19 protein-coding genes are annotated in these 22,187 nt (G+C 74.3%); 12 read left to right on the top strand and 7 right to left on the bottom strand.

All coding sequences use genetic code 11. From position 1 onward, the window contains the following. The first annotated feature begins 248 nt into the window (after nt 1-248). A complete protein-coding gene (locus tag LQ51_RS28580; protein WP_046571078.1) occupies nt 249-1,199 on the top strand; it encodes a hypothetical protein in 951 nt (316 codons plus the stop codon). A gap of 166 nt (nt 1,200-1,365) precedes the next feature. Here LQ51_RS28580 and LQ51_RS28575 read toward each other — a convergent pair whose 3' ends face one another. Genes LQ51_RS28575 through LQ51_RS28565 form a run of 3 tightly spaced genes read right to left on the bottom strand, consistent with a single transcriptional unit; the run spans nt 1,366 to nt 6,194 of the window. Next, nucleotides 1,366-2,589 (bottom strand): hypothetical protein, encoded by a 1,224-nt coding sequence (locus LQ51_RS28575; protein WP_046571076.1) that lies wholly within the window; start codon nt 2,587-2,589, stop codon nt 1,366-1,368. A 52-nt stretch (nt 2,590-2,641) separates the two neighbouring features. Further along, on the bottom strand, nt 2,642-4,300 hold the full coding sequence (locus LQ51_RS28570; protein ID WP_046571087.1) for a GTPase: 1,659 nt from the start codon (nt 4,298-4,300) through the stop codon (nt 2,642-2,644). A 55-nt stretch (nt 4,301-4,355) separates the two neighbouring features. Further along, a complete protein-coding gene (locus tag LQ51_RS28565) occupies nt 4,356-6,194 on the bottom strand; it encodes a GTPase domain-containing protein (RefSeq protein ID WP_046571074.1) in 1,839 nt (612 codons plus the stop codon). Between the two features lie 209 nt (nt 6,195-6,403). Between LQ51_RS28565 and dnaK the strand changes: the two genes are divergently transcribed. The 5 genes from dnaK (at nt 6,404) to LQ51_RS28540 (ending at nt 11,515) form a co-directional block, all read left to right on the top strand. Then, a complete protein-coding gene (gene dnaK / locus LQ51_RS28560) occupies nt 6,404-8,269 on the top strand; it encodes a molecular chaperone DnaK (protein WP_046571072.1) in 1,866 nt (621 codons plus the stop codon). A 46-nt stretch (nt 8,270-8,315) separates the two neighbouring features. After that, nucleotides 8,316-9,071: a nucleotide exchange factor GrpE gene (gene grpE, locus LQ51_RS28555; protein WP_046571070.1), complete on the top strand. Its 756-nt coding sequence runs from the start codon at nt 8,316-8,318 to the stop codon at nt 9,069-9,071. A gap of 79 nt (nt 9,072-9,150) precedes the next feature. After that, nucleotides 9,151-10,335: a molecular chaperone DnaJ gene (gene dnaJ / locus LQ51_RS28550; RefSeq protein WP_046571069.1), complete on the top strand. Its 1,185-nt coding sequence runs from the start codon at nt 9,151-9,153 to the stop codon at nt 10,333-10,335. A gap of 32 nt (nt 10,336-10,367) precedes the next feature. Continuing rightward, complete coding sequence (locus LQ51_RS28545) at nt 10,368-10,808, top strand: heat shock protein transcriptional repressor HspR (protein ID WP_046571067.1); 441 nt, start codon at nt 10,368-10,370, stop codon at nt 10,806-10,808. Nucleotides 10,809-11,305: 497 nt separating this feature from the next. Beyond that, the gene (locus LQ51_RS28540) at nt 11,306-11,515 is read left to right on the top strand and encodes a hypothetical protein (RefSeq protein ID WP_046571065.1); all 210 of its coding nucleotides are present in this window, start codon (nt 11,306-11,308) and stop codon (nt 11,513-11,515) included. Nucleotides 11,516-11,786: 271 nt separating this feature from the next. On the opposite strand, the gene LQ51_RS28535 is transcribed toward LQ51_RS28540, so the two are convergent. The 3 genes from LQ51_RS28535 to LQ51_RS28525 all read right to left on the bottom strand — a co-directional run bounded on the left by LQ51_RS28535 (nt 11,787) and on the right by LQ51_RS28525 (nt 14,101). Beyond that, complete coding sequence (locus LQ51_RS28535) at nt 11,787-12,215, bottom strand: hypothetical protein (protein WP_046571063.1); 429 nt, start codon at nt 12,213-12,215, stop codon at nt 11,787-11,789. 169 nt (nt 12,216-12,384) lie between these two features. Further along, nucleotides 12,385-13,593: a cation:proton antiporter gene (locus LQ51_RS28530; RefSeq protein WP_046571061.1), complete on the bottom strand. Its 1,209-nt coding sequence runs from the start codon at nt 13,591-13,593 to the stop codon at nt 12,385-12,387. Between the two features lie 7 nt (nt 13,594-13,600). Continuing rightward, complete coding sequence (locus LQ51_RS28525) at nt 13,601-14,101, bottom strand: cation:proton antiporter regulatory subunit (RefSeq protein WP_046571059.1); 501 nt, start codon at nt 14,099-14,101, stop codon at nt 13,601-13,603. Nucleotides 14,102-14,131: 30 nt separating this feature from the next. On the opposite strand from LQ51_RS28525, the gene LQ51_RS28520 reads away from it, so the two are divergent. Further along, the gene (locus LQ51_RS28520; RefSeq protein ID WP_156313270.1) at nt 14,132-15,226 is read left to right on the top strand and encodes a beta propeller repeat protein; all 1,095 of its coding nucleotides are present in this window, start codon (nt 14,132-14,134) and stop codon (nt 15,224-15,226) included. Between the two features lie 43 nt (nt 15,227-15,269). On the opposite strand, the gene LQ51_RS28515 is transcribed toward LQ51_RS28520, so the two are convergent. After that, nucleotides 15,270-16,406 (bottom strand): epoxide hydrolase family protein, encoded by a 1,137-nt coding sequence (locus LQ51_RS28515; RefSeq protein WP_046571055.1) that lies wholly within the window; start codon nt 16,404-16,406, stop codon nt 15,270-15,272. 83 nt (nt 16,407-16,489) lie between these two features. Here LQ51_RS28515 and LQ51_RS28510 point away from each other — a divergent pair, with 83 nt between their 5' ends. From LQ51_RS28510 to LQ51_RS28485, 5 genes are all read left to right on the top strand, one after another. Beyond that, nucleotides 16,490-17,131, top strand: coding sequence for a TetR/AcrR family transcriptional regulator (locus LQ51_RS28510; RefSeq protein WP_046571053.1), 642 nt, complete (start codon nt 16,490-16,492; stop codon nt 17,129-17,131). An 85-nt stretch (nt 17,132-17,216) separates the two neighbouring features. Further along, nucleotides 17,217-19,808 carry an ATP-dependent chaperone ClpB gene (gene clpB, locus LQ51_RS28505; RefSeq protein ID WP_046571051.1) on the top strand — a complete coding sequence of 864 codons (2,592 nt, stop codon included), beginning with the start codon at nt 17,217-17,219 and terminating at the stop codon, nt 19,806-19,808. Nucleotides 19,809-20,057: 249 nt separating this feature from the next. Beyond that, nucleotides 20,058-20,435 carry a hypothetical protein gene (locus LQ51_RS28495; protein WP_046571048.1) on the top strand — a complete coding sequence of 126 codons (378 nt, stop codon included), beginning with the start codon at nt 20,058-20,060 and terminating at the stop codon, nt 20,433-20,435. Nucleotides 20,436-20,492: 57 nt separating this feature from the next. Further along, a complete protein-coding gene (locus LQ51_RS28490; protein WP_046571046.1) occupies nt 20,493-21,470 on the top strand; it encodes a hypothetical protein in 978 nt (325 codons plus the stop codon). 86 nt (nt 21,471-21,556) lie between these two features. Continuing rightward, nucleotides 21,557-22,186 carry a DUF4178 domain-containing protein gene (locus tag LQ51_RS28485; RefSeq protein ID WP_046571085.1) on the top strand — a complete coding sequence of 210 codons (630 nt, stop codon included), beginning with the start codon at nt 21,557-21,559 and terminating at the stop codon, nt 22,184-22,186. The last annotated feature ends 1 nt before the right edge of the window (nt 22,187 follow it).

The following is a 22,187-nucleotide window of genomic DNA, read 5'->3' as shown; positions in this document are numbered from 1 at the left end:
CGGGCCCACAGTATGGCCTCCCCCGCCCGTGACGTTCGGTCTGGTTCACGACGGATAGGTGCTTTGTCAGGTTTGACCGTCCAGTACCGACGGACAATTTGTGTGTCGACACGCGGTTGCGGCTGGTGAACTGAGCGTCACTGGTCCAAGCTGACTGGTGTCCCGCTGGGCGTTAAACGGCGTTTGTCCGTTTCGCTGTGCCGTGCCTGCGGCCGGGATCCCGCCGACGACGTACGAGGAGTGAGCCGGTGTCCGAGCCAGCAGAGGGTCCCGGTAGCCCACTTCTCGGCCGCCACCGCGCCGGCTCCCGGGCCGGCTACCGGCGGGTCGTCGGCAGCCACCGCGCGCCCGCCACGGGCGGCCCGACCCGCGGTTACCTCTTCACGGTCGCGCTGCTCGCCGGCACCGCGTCGATGCCCATCCTGGCCGCGTTCAGCACCGGCTCGGCCACCGTGGGCAACAGCGCCCTCCCGGACAGCGGCAGCCGGTTCATCCCGACCCCCTCGATCGGCCCGGTGGTGATCCCACTGCCCGACGGAACCCAGCCGCCCCTCCCGCCGACGCCCGCCACCGGCGGGGCCACCAGCCTGCCGGGGCGGTCGCCGCTGCTCCCGGCCGCCCCCGCCCTGCCCGTCGACAACGACCTCGGCTCGCAGCGCCGGTCGCTGCCCGGCGTGCCCGCCCGCCGGTCCGACCGGCCGACGCCGAGTTCGCCGCGCCCGGCCCCCACGCCGACCCCGTCGGCCACCGACCCGGCGACGCCGGAACCCACCCCGAGCCCGACCGCCGAGCCCACCGCCACCTTCTCCGAGCCGGCGCCGGACCCGTCGACCAGCAGCCCGGCCCCCGACCCCGCCGACACCGCCTCGCCGGGCGGCTCGCCCGCGCCCGACTCCCCGGCGCCCAGCAGCCCGCCGCCGACCTCTCCCGCGCCGACCGCGAGCCCCACCGGCGACCCGGCACCGAGCCCCACGGCGTCGCCCCGCCCGTCCGCCGGCGCCGGGCCCGACCGTCGCCCCCGGCCCGCCGCGCCCCGGCCGGGCCCGCGCAGCTCCGATCCCGTGGCGGCTGCCCGCCCCACGCCCACGCCGGTGCCGCGGCTGCGCCCGGCGGTCCCGCCGGCGGCCCGGCCGGCCCCGGCGCCGCTACCCGCGGCGGTACCCGACGGCCCGGCCGCCCTGATCGCCACCCTCGGCTGAGACCTCGCCCCGATCGCCGCCCCGCCGCCGAGACCCGGCCGGACGCCCGTCCCGACCGCCTCCCGGTCCGCGCCCGCCGCCCGGCCGGGCGGCGGCCGGTGGCGGTCGGTGGGCCGGACGGGTGTCCGGTGCGGGCCCGGGGGCCCGGGAGAGAGCCGGCGTCCGGTCAGGCCGGGTCGTCGGTGAGCCGGTGCCGGTTGGCCTCGATCCAGGCGTTCAGCGCGGCCGGATCGTCCGGGTCCACGCCGTCCGCCATCAGCTGGGCCACCGCCGCGGTGGCCGGGCTGCGCCGCTCGCCGGTGCTGTAGAGCCGGGCGAACTCGGGGATCATCTCCTCGATCGCCTCGTCCGTCCGGTGAGCCGCCGCGGCCGGCAGCCCGCGCAGGCGGGAGGCGTACGCCGCCCAGCCGCGCAGCACCCGGGGCAGCATGGCCGCGTCGTCCATGTCCAGCACGGCCCGCCGGTGCACCCAGTCGAGCAGGAACAGCTCGGCGACCATCGGGCTCCACCGGGTGGGGTCCGCGTCCGGGAAGCTCGCCGCGTGGTCCAGCAGCAACCCCAGGCAGAAGTGCAGGGACGGCAGCTCCGCGTCGGCGACCGAGTCCAGGCCGAACCGGGCGGCCTCCGGCGAGCCGAGGAAGCCCCGGATCAGCCGGCTGCGCTCCTCGTCGGTGGCGGGCGGCCGGGTACCTGCGTCCGCCGCGACGGCCCGGCCCGGCAGCACGGCCAGCCGCGCGCCGACCAGCGCCCGGTCGGTGGCGAGCGAGCCCTGGGCGGGCAGCTCGTCGAGGCTGTCGGTGACCGCCAGGTAGCGGCCCACCTCGGCGCGCATCCGGGCCGGGTCCTCGGTGCGGAACCAGGTGAGCTCGTCCTCGGTGCAGATCTCCCGGGCCTGCTCGACGATCCGCTCGGCCGGACCGCCGACGAAGACGTCCTTGGTGATGCCGATGTTGTGGTCGACCAGGGCCACCAGGGCGTGCTCCGGCCCGCCCTCGGCGTCGTCGTAGGCGAAGGTGGCCAGGTAGGAGGTCTGATCGCCGTACACGTCCCCGTACGCCCAGGCGCCGGTGAGGTGCACCTTCCCGAGCTGCCCGGCCCAGGCCGGGGCGTACGCGCCGGGACGGACCCGGGCGGTGCCCTCGGCCTCCGGCACCAGCGCGGCGAAGACGCTGCGGATGGTGGTCGCGGCGGCGCTGCGCCGGCGGGCGGTGACCGCGAGGAACCCGGTCACGAACTCGCGGACGGCGGCCTCCCGGTCGGTCTCCGCGACGGCGTAGACGCTGCCCAGCAGCGCGGCGCCGAGCATCTCGGCGTCGAGGGCGGAGTCGAGCCTCGTCACGTCGCGTGCGGCGTGCAGCACCGCCTCGTAGGGGGTCTGTGGCGTGGCCATGCACCGACCCTACGCCGCCCGGCCGGCCCGGGCGCCGCGCAGCACGCCGCGTTCAGCGGCGCGCCGCCTCGTGCAGCGCCTCCCGGGCCTGCCCGTAGCGGGCCAGCACCGCCCAGACCGGGTTGAGCACGTACTTCTCGCCGACGCTGCCCACCGAGGTCAGCAGCCGCCGCTCGGCCCGCTGCCGGGCCCGCCGGGCCGCCAGCCGGATCACCGGCCGGCTCAGCGCCGCCACCAACAGCCCGGCCAACAGGCCACCGAGGAGCAGCACCGTCGGCCAGGGCACCGTGCCGAGTCTGGGATAGTCCAGCGCGGGCAGGCCGAGCGCCCGCAGCGCGTAGCCGAGGACCAGCCAGCCCAGCCCGGCCACCGCGGCCAGGGTGACCAGCCACTGCAGGCCGCCGACCACCCGCCACCAGAGCGGCCGCCCGGTCAGGCCCAGATCGGTGGCGGCCACCGCGTGGTCCAGCGCGTCCGGCAGGTCGGCCAGCCGGGACCGGGCCGCCCCGGTCACCGTGGCCGGCCAGGGCGCCGGCAGGTCGGCGGCGGAACGGTCGGCCACCGCCCGGATGGCCAGGTTGAGCGCCGAGCGCTGGGCGGCGGTCGGATCGGGTACGGAGGTCGCGGCGACCAGGCTCTCCGCCGGCGCGTCGGGTGCCCCGCCGGGCAGGTGCAGCCGGCGCAGCGGGTCCGGCCGGAGCCGGCGCCAGCCACGCACCAGCGGCCAGCCGGTGGTGCCCGCCGCGCGGTGCCGGTACGCCGCCTCGACCGCCCCGGCCACCGTCGGCACCCCGGCCGCGCCGGCCAGCGCCGCGGTGAGTTCCTGCGCGGACGCGTCGCCCGGTCGGGTGCTCGGCGGCTCCGGCCCGACCAGCGGGGTCAGCCCCGCCACCACGCTGTCCACGTCGCCGGCCAGCCGGCGCAGCGCGGCCTGCCGCTCGGCGACCGTACGCTCCAGCTCGACCCGGAGCCCGTCCAGGCCGGCCGGGTCCACCGCCACCGTGGGCAGCAGCGGCACGCCCTCCAGCCCGTCGGCGTCGAGCAGCCGGCGCAGGTCGCCGAGGACCCGGGGCAACTCCGCCGGCGGCAGCCGGTCGGCCTGGTTGAGCACCACCACCGTCACGTCCCGGTGCCGGTGGAACTCGCGCAGGTAGCTGGTGTGGATCACCCGGTCGGCGTACTTCTGCGGGTCGACCACCCAGACCACCAGGTCGACCAGGCCGAGCAGCCGGTCCACCTCCAGCCGGTGGGCCTGCTGCACCGAGTCGAAGTCGGGCAGGTCCAGCAGGACCAGGCCGTGCAGGCCGGACTCGTCGTCGCCGTCCAGCGGGCTCTCCCGGACGAACCGGTGCCGGGGCAGCACGCCGATCCAGTCGAGCAGCCGGGACGCGCCCTCCAGTGGCCCCCAGACGCAGGCGTGCGCCACCCCGGTGGTGGGCCGACGCACCCCGACCGGGGAGAGGTCCAGCCGGGCGAGCGCGTTGAACAAGCTCGACTTGCCGCTGCCGGTCGCCCCGGCCAGGGCGACCACGGTGTGGTGCCCGGAGAGGGCGAGCCGGGTGCCGGCCCGCTCGACCACGGTGTGCGCGGCGACCAGCTGGGTGTCGGGCACCAGCCCGTCCGCCGCGTCCAGGAAGCGCTGGACCGCCTGGAGGCGCGCGATCAGGGCGTCCGGGTCGATCCGCTGCTCGCCCCGGAACGCCTCCCGCATCCGTCCCACGATGTTGCTCACCCGCGCCCACCCCCCGCGCGCCGGTGGCCCGCGCTCACCGGTCGCCGCCCGGCTCGGGCGTGGGCAGGGCCGGGCCGTCGGCGCGGGTCAGGCCGCTGCGGTGGCGGGCCCGCTCCACCTCGACGGCGGCCCGGCGCAGCGCGTCGCCGGAGTCGGCGGCCGGGCGGGCGGCGCCGGTGCGGTCGAGGAACCGGCCGGCCTCCTCGCCGAGCAGCGTGGCGACCCGGTCGAGCAGGTCGCCCCGGGCCGTGTTGGCCAGGTTGCGGACCGCCTGGTCGCCGAAGATCGCCTGGAGGACGGCCTGCCCGGCGACCGCCGTGCCGGCGCCGGTGGCCAGCTCCAGCCCGGTCGGGATGAAGGCGGTGGAGGCGAAGACCCCGATCATGACGGCCAGGCCGGTGGCGTTGACCGCGTACGCGGCGGTGCGGGCCACGAACCGGCGGTCACCGCCCTCCTCCCGGACCAGCTCCAGCACCCCGCGCTGCCAGTCGCGGACCAGCCGCTCGGCGCGTTCGGCGAAGTCGTCCGACGCGTGCGCGAGCCCGGGGTCGAGCAGCGCCGCGCCGGCCGGGTGCGCCTTCCACCCGGTGTACGCGTTCTCCGCCGCCTCGGCGGCCACCCCGCGCAGCAGCGTGACGAGCTGCGACTCGATGGCGGTCCGCAGCTCGGCCGCGGGGGCGGGGCGCCCGGTGACGGCGGCCACCACCCGGTCCCGCAGCCGGCCGATCCGGGCCTCCAGGCTGCGGAAGAACTCGCCGGTGCCGACGAACTCCTGCCAACGGGCCAGCACCTCGCCGCGCAGCAGCCGCCCGTCCCGCAGTCCCTGGTCGACCGTCCGGTGGGCCCCCCGGTACGCCGCCCGCACCCGCTCGTCCAGCGCGTCGGCGGCGGCCACCTGCTCGTCGGCGGCGTCGGCCAGCGCCTCCACGGTGGGGTGCAGCGCGGCCAGCGCGCCGTCCAGGGTCTGCCGGACCACGGCCGCGCGGGCGTCGGCGTCGGCGGCGAGCCGGGCGAACCAGGCGCTCAAGGGGGCGGTGACCCGATCCGGCAGCAGCCCCTGCCCGTCCACCCAGGTCTCCGGCAGGACGAAGAGCGGCGCGGCGCCCAGATCCTGCTCGGCGAGCATCTCGGAGAGGTGGGCGGCGATCTCGTCGACGGCCTCCGGGGGCACCCGGTCGAGGACCATGGCGATCGCCGTGCCCCGCGCCCGGGCGCTGCGCAGCAGCTCCCAGGGGACGGCGTCGGCGTACCGGGCGGCGGTGGTGACGAAGAGCCAGAGGTCGGCGGCGGCGAGCAGTTGGCCGGCGAGCGCCCGGTTGGCATCGACCACCGAGTCGATGTCGGGCGCGTCGAGGAAGGCCAGGCCGGCGGGGAGCGCGGGGGCGGTGACCAGGTGCAGGGTGCCCGGCTGGTCGCTCGGGTCGTTGGTGCGGGTCAGGCCGGGCAGCAGCTCGCCCTGGCGGAACCAGGCCGAGTCGGCCGGGTTGCAGACCAGCACCGGGGAGCGGGTGGTGGGCCGGAGCACCCCGGCGGCGCTGACCCGCGCCTGGACGAGGCTGTTGACCAGCGTCGACTTGCCGGCGCCGGTGGAACCGCCGACCACCACGAGCAGCGGGGCGTCGAGCCGGGCGAGCCGGGGCAGCAGGTAGTCGTCGAGCTGGTCGGTGAGGGCCGCGGTGGTCCGGCGGGCCGGCTCGGCCGAGGGCAGGGCCAGCGGGAACCGGGCGGCCACGATCGCGGCCCGCAGGCCGGTGAGCGTGGCCGGGAGACCGTCCGCACTGCTGGCGGGCGGATCATCCGCGGCCTCCGGGCCGGTCCGGGCTGCGACGGCGGGCGCGCCGGAACGGGTGGCGGAATCGCCATGCGTCGTCACCGCTAAAGCGTGCCCGACCGATGCAAGGTAAGACAACCGGACGGTAATAACGGTCAGGTTGCGTCGGGTCGACTCAACCCCGACTTGCGGTTTGCCGGGGGCGTGGCACTATTGAGTCAAGTTCACTCAACTTGTGGTGCGGTCGCTGCGGGCGACCCGCCGGGCAGGCCCGTTGACCTGCCCACCTTCTGCGAAGCGAGGAAGCGAACATGGCACGTGCGGTCGGCATCGACCTCGGCACGACGAACTCCTGCGTCAGCGTTCTCGAGGGCGGTGAGCCCACCGTCATCGCCAACGCGGAGGGCTCGCGGACGACCCCCTCGATCGTCGCGTTCGCCCGCAACGGCGAGGTGCTCGTCGGTGAGGTCGCCAAGCGCCAGGCGGTGACCAACCCGGACCGGACCATCCGCTCGGTCAAGCGGGAGATCGGCACCAACTGGACCGTCGACATCGACGGCAAGAAGTACACCCCGCAGGAGATCTCGGCCCGCACGCTGATGAAGCTCAAGCGGGACGCCGAGGCGTACCTGGGTGAGCAGATCACCGACGCGGTGATCACCGTGCCGGCGTACTTCAACGACGGGCAGCGCCAGGCCACCAAGGAGGCCGGTGAGATCGCCGGCTTCAACGTGCTGCGGATCGTCAACGAGCCGACCGCGGCCGCCCTGGCGTACGGGCTCGACAAGGGCTCCAAGGAGCAGACCGTCCTGGTCTTCGACCTCGGTGGCGGCACCTTCGACGTGTCGCTGCTCGAGCTGGCCGAGGGCGTCATCGAGGTCAAGTCCACCAGCGGTGACAATCACCTCGGCGGCGACGACTGGGACCAGCGGATCATCGACCACCTGGTGAAGACCTTCCGCGGCGAGCACGGCATCGACCTGTCCCAGGACAAGATGGCCATGCAGCGGCTCAAGGAGGCGGCCGAGAAGGCCAAGATCGAGCTGTCCGCCGCCACCACCAGCAACATCAACCTGCCGTACATCACCGCCGGCTCGGCCGGCCCGCTGCACCTCGACGTGACGCTGAGCCGCGCCGAGTTCCAGCGCATGACGCAGGACCTGCTGGACCGCTGCAAGGGCCCGTTCGAGCAGGCCGTGAAGGACGCCGGGATCAAGATCTCCGACGTCGACCACGTCATCCTGGTCGGCGGCTCCACCCGGATGCCGGCCGTGACCGACCTGGTCAAGCAGCTCACCGGCCGCGACCCGAACAAGGGCGTCAACCCGGACGAGGTCGTCGCCGTCGGCGCCGCCCTGCAGGCCGGTGTGCTCAAGGGTGAGGTCAAGGACGTCCTGCTGCTCGACGTGACCCCGCTGAGCCTGGGCATCGAGACCAAGGGCGGCATCTTCACCAAGCTCATCGAGCGCAACACCACCATCCCGACCAAGCGTTCCGAGGTCTTCACCACGGCGGACGACAACCAGCCGTCGGTGCTGATCCAGGTGTTCCAGGGCGAGCGGGAGATCGCGGCCTACAACAAGAAGCTCGGCACCTTCGAGCTGACCGGCCTCCCGCCGGCGCCGCGCGGCGTGCCGCAGATCGAGGTCACCTTCGACATCGACGCCAACGGCATCGTCAACGTGCACGCCAAGGACCTGGGCACCGGCAAGGAGCAGAAGATGACGATCACCGGCGGCTCCTCGCTGCCGAAGGACGACATCGAGCGGATGCGCCGGGACGCCGAGGAGCACGCCGACGAGGACAAGCGGCGCCGCGACGAGGCCGAGACCCGCAACGTGGCCGAGGCGCTCCAGTGGCAGACCGAGAAGTTCCTCGCCGAGAGCGGCGACAAGCTGCCCAGCGAAAACCGCGACCAGCTCAACGAGGCCCTCGGCGAGCTGCGCAGCGCGCTCGGCGGCCAGGACATCGACAAGATCAAGGCCGCGCACGAGAAGCTGGCCCAGGTCTCCCAGCAGGCCGGTTCGCTGCTCTACGCCGCCCAGCAGGGCGAGCAGGGTGAGCAGGCCGGTCCCGGCGCGGCCGGTCCGGGCGGCGCGGGCGCGACCGGTGGCCCGCAGGCCGGCGGCGGCGACGACGTGGTCGACGCGGAGATCGTGGACGAGGACAAGAAGTGACCTTCGGTCCCGGACATGTTCTCCCGGCAGAGGATGAGGTAACCGCATGACGGAGAAGCCACGAGCCGCCGACCCGGGCTCGACCGGGTCGGCGCCGGGTGGCTCCGCGAGCGCCGGGCAGGACGCCGGCGAGCAGCCGCGGGTGGTCATCCGTGACAAGCGCAAGATCGGCAAGAGCACCGAGCAGCCGGCCTCGGACGCCGCGGCGGCGGACGCCGCCGCGGACGCACCGGCCGAAGGGCTGGTCGAGGAGGCCGAGGTCGTGGTCGACGAGATCGAGGCCGAGGCCCCGGTCTCCGGGCCGCCGGTGGTCGACTCCCCGGCCCAGCCGAACGAGGAGGAGGCCGCGTCGGCGGCCGGCGCCGCCGACGCCGAGCTGGAGTCGGTCCGCGCCGAGCTGACGGAGCGGACCCGGGACCTGCAGCGGGTGACGGCGGAGTACGCCAACTACCGCAAACGGGTCGACCGGGACCGCAACCTGGTGCAGGAGCAGGCGACCGGCAGCGTGCTCACCGCGCTGCTGCCGATCCTCGACGACCTGGACCGGGCCCGGGAACACGGCGACCTGGTCGGACCGTTCGGCTCGGTGGCGGAGCAGCTCACCGGCGCGCTGGGCAAGTTCGGCCTGACCGCGTTCGGCGAGCAGGGTGACCCGTTCGACCCGACCCGGCACGAGGCGGTGGCCCACCAGACCTCCGCCGACGTCACCGAACCGACCTGCGTGCAGGTCATGCGCCGGGGTTACCAGCTCGGCGAACGGCTGCTGCGGCCCGCCATGGTCGCGGTCGCCGACCCGGAGTAGTGCCGACCCGTGACGTTCCGCCCGCCCACTCCGGGCGGGCGGGACGACCGGGATACGTCCCGTGGAAGGGGGTGGACCGGTGAGTTCCAAGGACTGGATCGAGAAGGACTACTACGCCGCGCTGGGCGTGGAGAAATCCGCCTCCCCGGACGAGATCAAGAAGTCGTACCGGAAGCTGGCCCGGGAATCGCACCCGGACCACAACCCCGGTGACCCGAAGGCCGAGGAGCGGTTCAAGGCCGTCTCCGAGGCGTACGCGGTGCTCGGCGACGAGAAGAAACGCCGCGAGTACGACGAGATGCGTTCGCTCTTCGGCTCGGGCGCGTTCCGGCGCAACGCCCGCGGCGGCGGCCAGCCCGGCGGCATGCCGTTCGACGTCTCCGACCTGTTCGGCGGGGGCGCGGGCGGCGGCGAGGCGCGGTTCGGCGGCGGCGGCCTCGGCGACCTGTTCAGCTCGATCTTCACCGGCGGCGGCGCCGGTGGCGCGGCCCGCCCGCGCGGCCCGGCCCGGGGTCGGGACGTGGAGACCGAGGTGGCGCTGGACTTCTCCGACGCCGTACGCGGAGTCACCCTCCCGCTCACCCTCCGCGCGCCCGGCGTCTGCGAGACCTGCCACGGCAACGGGGCGAAGCCCGGCACCCAGCCGGTTGCCTGCCCGGTCTGCCACGGTGCCGGGGTGACCACCCGCAACCAGGGGTCGTTCAGCTTCTCCGAGCCGTGCCGCAACTGCCAGGGCGTGGGCACCATCGTGGAGGAGAAGTGCCCGGAGTGCCACGGCACGGGCGGGGTGACCAAGACCCGCACCCTGAACGTCCGCTTCCCGGCCGGGGTCTCCGACGGCCAGCGCATCCGGCTGGCCGGCCGGGGCGAGCCCGGCGAGCGCGGCGGACCGGCCGGCGACCTGTTCGTCCAGGTGAAGGTCCGCCCGGACGAACTGTTCGGGCGCACCGGGGACGACCTGACCCTGACCGTGCCGATCACGTTCGCGGAGGCGGTGCTCGGCACCGACCTGCGGGTGCCGACCCTGGACGGCACGGTGACCCTGCGGGTGCCGCCGGGCACGCCCAGCGGTCGGGTGCTGCGTGCCCGGGGCAAGGGAGTCGTACGCAGGGACGGCCGCGCCGGTGACCTGCTGGTCACGCTCGACGTGGTGGTCCCGGCGAAGGTGTCGGACGAGGCGCGGGCGGCGCTGGAGGCGTTCGCCGAACAGACCCCGCCCGCCGCCCGGGAACATCTCGACGCGCGGGTGCGTCGAGTCAGTTGACGCGGTGATTCAGGCAGCGGAGGTGAGCGGGGATGTCGCAGGAGTTCGTCGGCTCGGGTGACCCTGCCTACGAGGCCAAGGTGCTGATGATCTCGGTCGCGGCGCGGATGGCGGGCATGCACCCGCAGACCCTGCGCCAGTACGACCGGCTGGGCCTGGTCCAGCCCGGCCGGGCGGCCGGCGGTGGCCGCCGGTACAGCGTCCGGGACGTGGTGCTGCTGCGGGAGGTGCAGCGGCTCAGCCAGGACGACGGGATCAACCTGGCCGGGGTCAAGCGGATCATCGGGCTGGAGCGGCTGCTCGAGCAGGCCCAGCAGCGGGTGGCCCGGCTGGAGGCGGAGCTGGATGCCGCGTACCGCCGGATCGCCGAGCTGGAGTCGCTGGGCGGCTTCGCGCGCGGCGACCTGGTCCCCACCAACCGCACCTCCACCGCGCTCGTGGTCTGGCGCCCCCGTCGCAACCCCGACCGCTGACCCACCCGACGCCAAGGCCGGCGCGCCCACCCCGGGCCGCGCCGGCCTTCCCATTCCCACCCGCCGCCCGTTCCCCGGCGCGTCACCTGTCCCCGCCGGCAGCCGGCCTCCGGCGCGCTGCTCGCTCCCCGTCCGCGCCCTGGCCTCCGGCGCGGTGCCTGCGCCTGTCGGCGGCCCGGCTTCCGGCGCGGTGCTCGCTTCCCTGGCTTTCGGCATGGTGCTCGCTCCCCGTCCGTGCCCCGGCTTCCGGCGCGGTGCTTGCTTCCCTGGCTTTCGGCATGGTGCTCGCTCCCCGTCCGTGCCCCGGCTTCCGGCGCACGGTCCGCGGCGTGGGTGGAACGCCATGGAGGTGTCCGGCGCGGTTTGACCTCCATGGCGTTCCACTCGCGCGGCGGTGAGGGGTTCGGGGGAAAACAGGGTCTCAAGGTGGTGGGGTTCGGTAGCCTGTGAATGCGGCCAACCAACTCAATTCGGACTCCGAACTGGCAGGGGGAGCCATGGCGGAATCGGCGAAGAAGGTGGCGGAGCAGGCGGAGGAGCGGCTGGAGCAGGTGGCCGAGACGGTCCGGGAGCGATTCGACCGGATCTCGGCGGGCGGCTTCACCGAAAAGATCAGAGAGGGCCGCTTCGCGGACCAGGTGGACCACGGCGTCGACCGGGCCAGGGCGGACGAGCGGCGCAAGAAGCAGGGCGGGTCGACAAGCTGACGATCCGTCGACGTGCGGGCCGGGACCCACGGGGGGTCCCGGCCCGTTCGCCGTCCCAGCGCAGGGCACCGGGATTACCACAACGGAGCGCCCGGAGCCGGGCGCGGCGGGGCCACACTCCCCGGAGCCGGGCGCGGCGGGGCCACACTCCCCGGAGCCGGGCGCGGCGGGGCCACACTCCCCGGAGCCGGGCGCGGCGGGGCCACACTCCCCGGACCCGGGCACGGCAGGGCCACACCCCCAACCGAGAGAACCGACAGAACAAACAGCCTCAGAGCCGGCGGTTCTCCCGGACCAGACCGCCCTCGCACCAGTCCCGGTAGACGAAGAGATCCGGTCGGGCGAGCAGCACCCGGCTGTTGTGCGCCCAGTTGCGCATCAACTCGTCACCGACCCGCTCGGCCTGCTCGACCAGCTTGCGGAAGCGGCGCTTCGGGTGGGCCCGGAAATTGGTCCGGATGCCGTCGGCCGCGTAGATGTAGAGGCAGTGCAGGGCGAACCGGCGGGCCGGGCAGGCCGGGTCCATGGCCAGTTCGAAGAGCGTCGCGACCAGGTGGTCACCGGCGACCAGCAGGTCCCAGTCCTGCGGCATGGAGGTCAGCGGCACCGAGTCGGGCTGGTACGCCCACGACCGCAGCTCGGCCGGCGACGGATCGACGGGGTTGGCGAAGCCGCGGAACGTCTCTTCCTGCACGTTCACCGGCCGACCTTCCGCTTGCGCTGGCGGGGGGCACCGGCCACCCGCGGACTGGCTGCTGGGGCGACACGTTAACCCGGTTGCCCGGGACAGCGGTAGACCTTCCCGGAACCAATTCGGCAACCGTTGGCCGGACCGGGTCCACCGTATGGTCGACCCGGCCCGGTCGGGGTCATTTGACCGCTTCCACCGGCAGTGGGGTGCGGGGGGCGCTGCGCCGGCGCAGCCAGCGCTTGAACCACGGCAGGTCGGGCAGTCGGGCCAGCACCGGGCCGGTCACCACGGTGATCAGCACGTACGCGGTGGCGAGGGCGGCCAGCTTCGGCTCGACCGGGTACGCGGCGGAGACCGCCAGCCCGGCGATGACGATCGAGAACTCGCCGCGCGGGGTCAGCGCGAAGCCGGCCCGCCAGCGACCGGGCTCGGCGATCCCGGCCCGGCGGGCGGCCAGCCAGCCGGTGGCCAGCTTGGTGGCCATGGTCACCACGGCCAGCAGCAGTGCCGGGAGTAGCACCGGCGGCATGTCCCGCGGGTCGGTGACCAGCCCGAAGAAGACGAAGAAGACCGCCGCGAAGAGGTCCCGCAGCGGGGAGAGCAGCTCGGTGGCGTGGTGCGCGACCGGCCCGGAGAGGGCGATGCCGACCAGGAACGCGCCGACCGCCGCGGAGACCTGGAGCTTGGCCGCGACGCCGGCGATCAGCAGGGTCAGGCCGAGCACCCCGAGCAGCAGCGCCTCGGGGTCCTTCGCGGAGAGGGCCGAGGAGATCAGGTGGCCGTACCGGATGGCGACGGCCAGCACGGCGACCACGGTGACCACCGCGACGGCGAGCGCGAAGCCGCCCTTGATCAGGCCGATGCCGGCGAGCAACGCGGTGACCAGCGGCAGGTAGAGGGCCATCGCCAGGTCCTCGATCACGAGGACGGAGAGGATCACCGGGGTCTCCCGGTTACCGACCCGGCCGAGGTCGCCGAGCACCTTGGCGATCACCCCGGACGAGGAGACCCAGGTGACGCCGGCGAGCACCACCGCGGCCACCCAGCCCCAGCCGAGCAGCAGCGCGAACGCGAAGCCGGGCAGTGCGTTGAGCACCGCGTCGATCAGGCCGGCCGGGGCGGCCGAGCGGAGGTTGCCCACCAGCTCGTTCGCGCTGTATTCCAGGCCGAGCATGACGAGCAGCAGGATGACGCCGATCTCCGCGCCGACGGCGAAGAATTCCTCGCTGGCGTTGAGCGGCAGCAGGCCGCCGTGGCCGAAGGCCAGGCCGGCGAGCAGGTACAGGGGGATGGGCGAGACGCCGAACCGACGGCTCAGTCGGCCGAGCAGGCCGAGCAGGAGCAGCAGCGCGCCGACCTCGACGAGCAGAGTTGTGGTTTCGTGCATCCGCGCCTCAGCCGTCCGGATCCGCTTCGGCGAGGATCGCCGTCACGCCGTCGAGCCCCTGGCGGGTGCCGACCACGACGACCACGTCCCCGGCGGCGAAGCGGAAGGTGGGGTCGGGTGAGACGATCACCTCGCCCTGCCGCAGCACGGCCACGATGGACGCGCTGGTGCGGGTCCGGGCCCGGGTGTCGCCGAGCGGACGGCCCACGTAGCGGCTGCCGGCCGGGATGACGATCTGCTCGGTGAGCAGCCCGGCGGCCTGCTCGCGCAGCCCGGCGAGCTGGCCGAGCATCAGCGACGCGCCGAGGATGTCGGCCAGCGCCTCGGCCTCGTCGTCGGTGAGGGGTATGTCCGCCTGGCAGGCGTCCGGATCGTCGGGGTCGTAGAGGACCAGGTCCCGCCGGCCGTTGCGGTGGGAAACCACGCCGAGGCGTCGGCCGGACTCCGTCACCAGATCGTGACGTACGCCGATCCCCGGTAGGGCAGTCTGTTCGACACGTACTCGCACCCGGGTGAGGCTACCTGTGCTGGAGGCGCGATGGACCGACGACCGGGTCACATGCTGATCATCCTGCTGCTCCTGCCCGCCCTGACCGCGTGCTCGATCGGGGACGTGCGGCGGCCGCCGCCGGACCGGGCGTCCGCGTCGTCCCGTCCGGTCGCCAGCGCGCCGCCGGTGGCGGACGTCGACGAGGTACGCCACGTCGAGGTCGCCGTCGCCGCGCGGTACGACCCGCCACGCGTCGAGTTCGTCGACGCCGAGCGGGCATACGCCCTCTTCGCGACCTGCGACGGCCGGCCACCCGGGCGGGACTGCCCGGCGCTGCTCTTCGCCACCGGGGACGGTGGCCGGTCCTGGCGGGCGTTGCCGCACCCCCGCCCGGTGGCCGAGAACCAGCAGCTCTACGCACCGAACGGGGTCCTGGTGCTGGGCGCCGAACCGTTCGGGTGGTACGCCTCGACCGACGGTGGCGCCACCTTCACCCACTACCCGGGGGTGTCGCCGCCGCCCGGCCTGACCGGGCCGGACCGCTTCCAGGTGACCGACGAGGGCGGCGGGCGGGTGGCCCGGTGGGACGGCCGCCGGTTGCGTCCGCTGGCCGCCCAGCCCGGCCTGCCCCGGGTGCAGGACGTGACCGAGGCCGGTGACCTGCTGGTGGCGACCGGTGCCGACGAGGGCGGCCGGCCGTACGCGGCGGTCTCGACCGACCAGGGCCGGAGCTGGCAGCGGACGGCGGTGCCCGCGTCGGAGGACCCGGTCGGTGTGCTCCGCCCGGTGCGCGCGCCCGACGGCGAGCCCTGGCTGGTGGGCGAGCGGCCGGATCGGATCAGCTTTCCGGCGCTCTGGCAGTGGCGGGGGGTGTGGCAGCCGGTAACGGCCGAGGGGCATCCGAGCCGGATCCTGTCGGTGGCGCCGGTCGGCGCCGGGCGGGTGGGGGTGACCGGCCCGGACGGCGTGGGTCTCGTGGTCGACGGCCGGTACAAGCGGGTGAGCTGGCCGGTCCGGCCCGAGCAGCAGCTGAGCCTGCTGCGGGACGGGACGCTGCTGGCCCGCGGGCGGCACGAGATCGTGCTGAACGTCGGCCCGGTCGGCAACCGGCGCTGGATCAGGCTGGTGCTGGCCGCCGCCTGAGGCCGTTCCGCCGGGGCCGGACTGTGCCGGCCCCGGCGGGTGCTCAGCGGAGCCCGGCGAAGAACTGCCGCACGTCGCCGACCAGCACGTCGGTCGCCTCGTGCGCGGCGTAGTGCCCGCCGACGTCCCCGCGCCGCTCGGGGCCGGCGTCGAAGCGGTGCCAGCTGACGATGTTGGCGTGGTCCCGGTCGGCGAAGCGGCGGATCGACTGGAAGTCGCCGGGGAACATGGCCAGCCCGGTCGGTGCCGTGGTCGGGCCGGTCGGCTGCTCGGTGGCGTGCGCGTCCTCCCAGTAGAACCGCATCGACGAGCCGGCCGTGCCGGTGAACCAGTAGCTGGCGATGTTGGCCAGGACGAAGTCCGGGTCGAGGCTCTCGTCGAAGAGCTGCCCGTTCCAGGCGAGCAGGCCGACGGGCGAGTCGGCCAGCGCGAACGCGAGCGTCTGCGGCTGCTGGCTCTGCACCTGGTTGAAGGAGAACTTGTTCTCGTAGAACCACTGGAGGTGCTGCAACGCGGCCTGGTCCGCCTCGGAGAGCCCCTGGAACTCGGCCGGGTCGCCGGACGGGAACGAGAAGAGTTGGGTGACGTGCACGCCGAGCACGTGCTCGGCGTCGACGCGGCCCAGTTCGGGGGAGATCATCGAGCCGGCGTCGTTGCCGACGGCGCCGTAGCGGTCGTACCCGAGGCGGGCCATCAGCGTCGCCCAGGCGCGGGCGGTGCGGTAGCGGTTCCAGCCGGCGCTGCGGGTCGGGCCGGAGAAGCCGAAGCCGGGCAGCGACGGGATCACCAGGTGGAAGGCGGGCGCGTCCGGGTCGGCCGGCGCGGTGAGCGGGCTGATCACGTCCAGGTACTCGACCACCGAGCCGGGCCAGCCGTGGGTGAGCACCAGCGGGATGGCGTCCGGCCGGGACGACCGGACGTGCAGGAAGTGGATCTCCTCGCCGTCGATCTCGGTGACGAACTGCGGGTGGGCGTTCAGCCGCGCCTCGACCGCCCGCCAGTCGAACTTTTCCAGCCAGTAGGTGGCCAGCTCGCGGACCCGGTCGGTCGGCGTGCCGTAGGCGGCGCCGGCGTCCGGCAGCTCGCCGGGCCAGTTGGTCCGCCGCAGCCGGTCGGCGAGCTCGTCGAGGGCGGCCTGCGGGATCTCGACGCGGTACGGGCGGATGGCGGTGTCCGTCATGCCTGGCTCCTTCAGAACGGAATACTTCGTTCCGCTTGAGAGTAGCAGAGCGGAACGATCCGTTCCACTGATATCTTCGGGGCATGCCGAACCCGACCGATGCCCCGCCGCTCGCCGGCCGGCGAGCCCAGGCGGCCCGCAACGACGCGGTGATCCTGGACGCCGCCCGCGCCGTCTTCCTCGCCGACCCGAAGGCGCCGGTCGCCGCCGTCGCCGAGCGGGCCGGCGTCGGAATCAGCGCCCTCTACCGGCGGTACGCCAGCAAGGAGGACCTGCTGCGCAAGCTCTGCGCCGACGGGCTGCGCCGGTTCATCGCGGCCGCCGAGGAGGTCGCCGACGAGCCGGACGGCTGGGCCGCGTTCGCCGGCTTCCTGGAGCGCGTCGTCGACGCCGACGTGCACTCGCTCACCGTGCACCTGGCCGGCACCTTCACCCCGACCGAGGAGTTGGGGCGTGCCGCGATCCGCGCGAACGAACTGGTCGACGGGCTGGTGCGGCGGGCGCGGGCGGCCGGGCGGCTCCGGCCGGACGTGGTGACGCAGGACGTCGGGCTGCTGCTGGAGGGGTGCGCCGCGATCCGCGTACCCGATCCGGAGCGGACCCGGCAGCTGCGCCGCCGCCACCTGGCGCTGCTGCTCGCCGGTCTGGTGCAGCGCGAGCCGTCGCTGCCCGGGCCGCCGCCGGCGGAGGGCGAGTTCGACTGGCGCTGGGACCGCCGAGAGTGATCCAGCTCACACCGATGGAGTTGAGCGGAATAGACTCAACTCTGGTTGTGTCTGTCCCAGTGGACACGCCGATCCGGGGGAGCCCATGAACACGGAACGCCTCACCACCAAGAGCCGCGAGACCATCACCGGTGCCGTCGCGCTGGCGAACCAGCGCGGCCACGCCACCGTGGAACCCTGGCACCTGCTGCTGTCACTGCTGGACACCGACGGCTCGACCGCCGCCGGCCTGCTGCGCGCCGTCGGGGCCGATCCCGCCGAGCTGCGCCGGGTCGCCCAGCGCTCGGTCGACGGGCTGCCCGCCGCCCGCGGCTCCAGCATCGCCGAGCCCACCCTGGCCCGCGAGTTCGTCAACGCCATCGGCGCCGCCGAGCAGATCGCCCGGCCGCTCGGCGACGAGTACACCTCCACCGAGCACCTGCTGGCCGGGCTGGCCCGGGTCGGTGGCGCGGTCTCCGTCGCGCTGAAGAACTCCGGCGCCACCGAGGAGAACCTGGTCGCCGCCTTCCCGACCGTCCGGGGCGGGGACCGGCGGGTCACCACCGCCGACCCGGAGCAGACCTACCAGGCCCTGGCCAAGTACGGCGTGGACCTGACCGCCAGCGCCCGGGACGGGAAGATCGACCCGGTCATCGGCCGGGACTCGGAGATCCGCCGGGTGATCCAGGTGCTCTCCCGGCGTACCAAGAACAACCCGGTGCTGATCGGTGAGCCCGGCGTCGGCAAGACCGCCATCGTGGAGGGCCTGGCCCAGCGGATCGTCGCCGGTGACGTACCCGAGTCGTTGCGGGACAAGAAGCTGGTCTCGCTCGACCTCGGCGCCATGGTGGCCGGCGCGCAGTACCGCGGCCAGTTCGAGGAGCGGCTGAAGTCGGTGCTCGAGGAGATCAAGAACTCCAACGGCCAGGTCATCACCTTCCTCGACGAGCTGCACACCGTGGTCGGCGCCGGCAAGGGCGAGGGCTCGATGGACGCCGGCAACATGCTCAAGCCGATGCTGGCCCGCGGCGAGCTGCGGATGGTCGGCGCGACCACCCTCGACGAATACCGCGAGCACATCGAGAAGGACCCGGCGCTGGAGCGCCGCTTCCAGCCGGTGCTGGTCGGCGAGCCCACCATCGAGGACACCATCGGCATCCTGCGGGGCCTCAAGGAGCGCTACGAGGTGCACCACGGCGTACGGATCACCGACGCCGCGCTGGTCGCCGCCGCCGCCCTCTCCGACCGCTACATCACCGACCGGTTCCTGCCCGACAAGGCGATCGACCTGGTCGACGAGTCCGCGTCCCGGCTGCGCATGGAGATCGACTCCCGTCCGGTCGAGGTGGACGAGATCGAGCGGGCGGTGCGCCGGCTCGAGATCGAGGAGATGGCACTGGCCAAGGAGCCCGACGCCGCCTCCGCCGAGCGCCTGGAGCGGCTGCGCAAGGAGCTGGCCGACAAGCGCGAGCAGCTCACCGCGCTCTCTGAGCGCTGGCAGCTGGAGAAGAGCCACATCACCAAGCTCTCCACCGCCAAGGAGGAGCTGGAGCGGCTCGGCGGCGAGGCCGAGCGGGCCGAGCGCGACGGCGAGCTGGAGCGCGCCGCCGAGCTGCGCTACGGCCGGATCCCGGCCCTCAAGGCCGAACTGGCCACGGCCGAGGAGGAGCTGGCCCGGCTCCAGGCCGACGGCGCGATGCTCAAGGAGGAGGTCGGCGCCGACGACATCGCCGCCGTGGTCGCCTCCTGGACCGGCATCCCCGCCGGCCGGCTGCTGGAGGGCGAGACCGCCAAGCTGCTGCGGATGGAGGGGTCGCTCGGGGCCCGGGTGGTCGGCCAGGCCGAGGCGGTCGGCGCGGTGTCCGACGCGGTGCGCCGGGCCCGGGCCGGCGTCGCCGACCCGGACCGGCCCACCGGCAGCTTCCTCTTCCTCGGCCCGACCGGTGTCGGCAAGACGGAGCTGGCCAAGGCGCTCGCCGAGTTCCTCTTCGACGACGAGCGGGCCATGGTCCGCATCGACATGAGCGAGTACGGCGAGAAGCACTCCGTCGCCCGCCTGGTCGGCGCCCCGCCCGGCTACGTCGGCTACGAGGAGGGCGGCCAGCTCACCGAGGCGGTGCGCCGCCGGCCGTACTCGGTGATCCTGCTGGACGAGGTGGAGAAGGCCCACCCGGACGTCTTCGACGTGCTGCTCCAGGTGCTCGACGACGGCCGGCTCACCGACGGCCAGGGCCGCACCGTGGACTTCCGCAACGCGCTCCTGATCCTCACCTCGAACCTGGGCTCGTCGGTGATCAGTGACCTGACGCTGACCGAGGAGGAGCGCCGGGAGGGCGTGCTGGCGGTGGTCCGGTCGCACTTCAAGCCGGAGTTCCTCAACCGCCTCGATGACATCGTGGTGTTCGCCGCCCTCCAGGGCGCCGACCTGCGGGCCATCGTCGACATCCAGCTCGACCGGCTGCGCCGCCGGCTCGCCGACCGCCGGCTGGGCCTGGAGATCACCGAGGCGGCCCGCACCTGGCTCGCCGAGCACGGGTACGACCCGATCTACGGCGCCCGCCCGCTGCGCCGGCTGGTCCAGTCGGCCATCGGTGACCAGCTCGCCAAGGCGCTGCTGGCCGGCCAGATCCGCGACGGCGACACGGTCCGGGTCGACCTGTCCGACACCAAGGACTCCCTGACGGTCACCCCCGCCTGACCACCCTGCCCGGGGTCCCGCCCCCGCGCGGGCCCCCGGCCTCCCCCGCCGGCCCCCGGCCTCCCCCGCCGGCCCGGCCGCACCCGGCGAGGTCCGAGTTGACGGCGAGGTCCGAGTTGACGGCGAGGTCCGAGTTGACGGTGAGGTCCGAGTTGACCAAGGGGTTCGCGTCGGGGAAGCGCGGGTGGCGTGACGCAAACTCCTTGATCAACAGGGTCGGGGTGGGCTGGAGCGGGCAGTAGGGAGGGCATGGTGGGGTTCGGGAAGCACGACCGGGAGTTGGCTGCGGCGGTCGAGGAGCTCGCACGGGCGGACACCCTCGCCTTCGGAGGGGTGGGGTTCGCCGGGCAGGTCCTGCCGGCGACGGAGGCGTACCGCCGCCTGGCGCAGGCCCTTCGCGAGGATCCGGGACGGGGGCGGAAGAAGGTGGACTGGCTGCTCGCGCACGGCTCGCCGGCGGGGAAGGCGTACGCGGCCACGCTGCTGGAGACCGCCGACCCGGCGGGCGGCCGGGCGGCGTGGGAACGGCTGCGCCACGACGACGGCGAGTTCACCACGTTCAGCGGCTGCCTCATGGGCCGGGTGACGCTCCGCGAGTACGCCACCGAGCGCCTCACCGGGGACTGATCGCCGGCCCGGTCGGGGGACTGCGAGAAGTCGCTTCACCCCGTACCTTGTGCCGCCATGACCTCTTCCGACACCGCGCCGGCCCGGCCCGCCCGGCCCGGTGCGGTCACCGTGGCGTACTGGCTGCAGCTCGCCACCGTGGCCGTCCTGCTCCTCGTCGTCTGCCTGGCCGTCGCCGACGCGGTGCGCTACAACGCGCAGATCGACGAGGCGCTGCGGCTGGTACCCGACGCCGACCCGGCCGAGGTCGCCGACGAGCGGTCCGGGAACGTCTTCATGACCTGCTTCATCAGCATCCCGGCGCTCCTGCTCGCGGGTTGGCTCGGTGCCACCGCCCTGCCGCTGCGCCGGGGCAGCAACGTGGCCCGGATCCTCGTCTTCGTGGCGGGCGGGGCGCAGCTGCTGCTCTGCGTCGGGCAGACCTGCCTCGGCCTGCTGATCGTCCCGTTCACGATCTTCGCCGCCGGGGACATCGCGGAGGTCGATCCGTCGGCGGGCGGGCCGCCGGACGCCGGTTGGGAGGAGTCGAAGTTCCTGGAGACGCTCTACGCGCGGGACGAGCCGGGAGCGGTGTCAATGGCGGTGGGCGGCATCGGGGTCCTGCTCGTGCTGGGACTCAGCGCCGCGGTCGTGGTGCTGCTCCTGCTTTCCGACTCCCGCCGCTGGTTCCGCGGTGCGGCGCCCGCCGGCCCCGACCGCGGGCCGGCATACGGCTACGCCTACGGCTACGGGCCGTATCACCCGCAGCCGTTCTGGCCGGTGCCGCCGGCCGGATATCCGATCTGCCCTGATCCCGCCGTGCATGTCGGACCGACGCCGGCCGGTCCCACCACCGCCCCGTCAACCGCCGGGCACGCCGCCGTCCCGTCGGGGGATCCGGACACCCCACAGTCCGGTGCCGGCACCGCCCCGTCGGCATCCGACGCCGCCGAGGCCGGGTCGCCGCCCTCCGCGGCAGGGGCGCCGGCCGGAGACAGCGGCTCTGCCCCGGACGACCGGGCCGGCCCGGAGAGCGCCGGACGGGACGTCCCGTAGCTGACCTCTCACTCAGCGAACAGGGCTTCGGCGCACGGGCGTCGGGTTGTTACCGTCACCGCCGGTGCATCTTGGGGGAGGCGTTCGTGAACGGTTCGGTGGCGTACCTGGTGGCCACGCTGGGGTGTCTGGTCGGGGTGGCCGGTGTCGTGATCGCCGTGCTGGCGGCGCGCCGGACCCGGTCCGGGTCACGCCCGCCCGCCGCCAACGACCCGTTCCGGGACCGGGACGCCGACGCGCTGCGCGGCGACCCCCGCGCGCTCAAGCCCGGCGACATCGTGGAGATCCGCCAGGTGCCGTACACGGTGCGTGGCTCGGTGCACCTGGTCGAGGGGGGCTGGAGCTGGGCCGAGCACCTGCTCGACGACGCGGGCGGGGTGAAGCGCTGGCTCTCCGTCGAGGCCGATCCCGACCTGGAGCTGGTGCTCTGGACCAGCGAGCCGGGGGCCACCGTGACGCCGGGCGCCCCGACGCTGGAGATCGCCGGCCGCCGCTACAACTGGGACGAGTCGGGCCAGGCGCGTTATACCGCCACCGAGGGCACCGGCCTCGACCCGCGCGGCACCATGCGCTACCACGACTACCAGGCGCCGGGCGGCGCCCGGCTCTCCTTCGAGGCGTACGGCGAGGCCGGCTGGGAGGTCAACCTCGGTGAGCAGCTGCGCCGCGCCGAGGTGATGATCTACCCGCAGGGCGGCCCGGAGCAGGCGGCCTGAG

The sequence above is a fragment of the Micromonospora sp. HK10 genome, from assembly GCF_000982955.1.
In the GTDB taxonomy this organism is placed as follows: Bacteria; Actinomycetota; Actinomycetes; order Mycobacteriales; family Micromonosporaceae; genus Micromonospora.
Note: the sequence above shows the minus strand (reverse complement) of the source record. Positions and strands in the feature narration are given on the sequence as shown.

Coding starts and splice junctions, on each gene's coding strand:
- LQ51_RS28575 (WP_046571076.1), bottom strand. CDS start 2,589: ATGGCCACGCCACAGACCCCCTACGAGGCGGTGCTGCACGCCGCACGC.
- LQ51_RS28570 (WP_046571087.1), bottom strand. CDS start 4,300: ATGCGGGAGGCGTTCCGGGGCGAGCAGCGGATCGACCCGGACGCCCTG.
- dnaK (WP_046571072.1), top strand. CDS start 6,404: ATGGCACGTGCGGTCGGCATCGACCTCGGCACGACGAACTCCTGCGTC.
- grpE (WP_046571070.1), top strand. CDS start 8,316: ATGACGGAGAAGCCACGAGCCGCCGACCCGGGCTCGACCGGGTCGGCG.
- LQ51_RS28545 (WP_046571067.1), top strand. CDS start 10,368: ATGTCGCAGGAGTTCGTCGGCTCGGGTGACCCTGCCTACGAGGCCAAG.
- LQ51_RS28540 (WP_046571065.1), top strand. CDS start 11,306: ATGGCGGAATCGGCGAAGAAGGTGGCGGAGCAGGCGGAGGAGCGGCTG.
- LQ51_RS28530 (WP_046571061.1), bottom strand. CDS start 13,593: ATGCACGAAACCACAACTCTGCTCGTCGAGGTCGGCGCGCTGCTGCTC.
- LQ51_RS28520 (WP_156313270.1), top strand. CDS start 14,132: ATGGACCGACGACCGGGTCACATGCTGATCATCCTGCTGCTCCTGCCC.
- LQ51_RS28515 (WP_046571055.1), bottom strand. CDS start 16,406: ATGACGGACACCGCCATCCGCCCGTACCGCGTCGAGATCCCGCAGGCC.
- LQ51_RS28510 (WP_046571053.1), top strand. CDS start 16,490: ATGCCGAACCCGACCGATGCCCCGCCGCTCGCCGGCCGGCGAGCCCAG.
- clpB (WP_046571051.1), top strand. CDS start 17,217: ATGAACACGGAACGCCTCACCACCAAGAGCCGCGAGACCATCACCGGT.
- LQ51_RS28495 (WP_046571048.1), top strand. CDS start 20,058: ATGGTGGGGTTCGGGAAGCACGACCGGGAGTTGGCTGCGGCGGTCGAG.
- LQ51_RS28490 (WP_046571046.1), top strand. CDS start 20,493: ATGACCTCTTCCGACACCGCGCCGGCCCGGCCCGCCCGGCCCGGTGCG.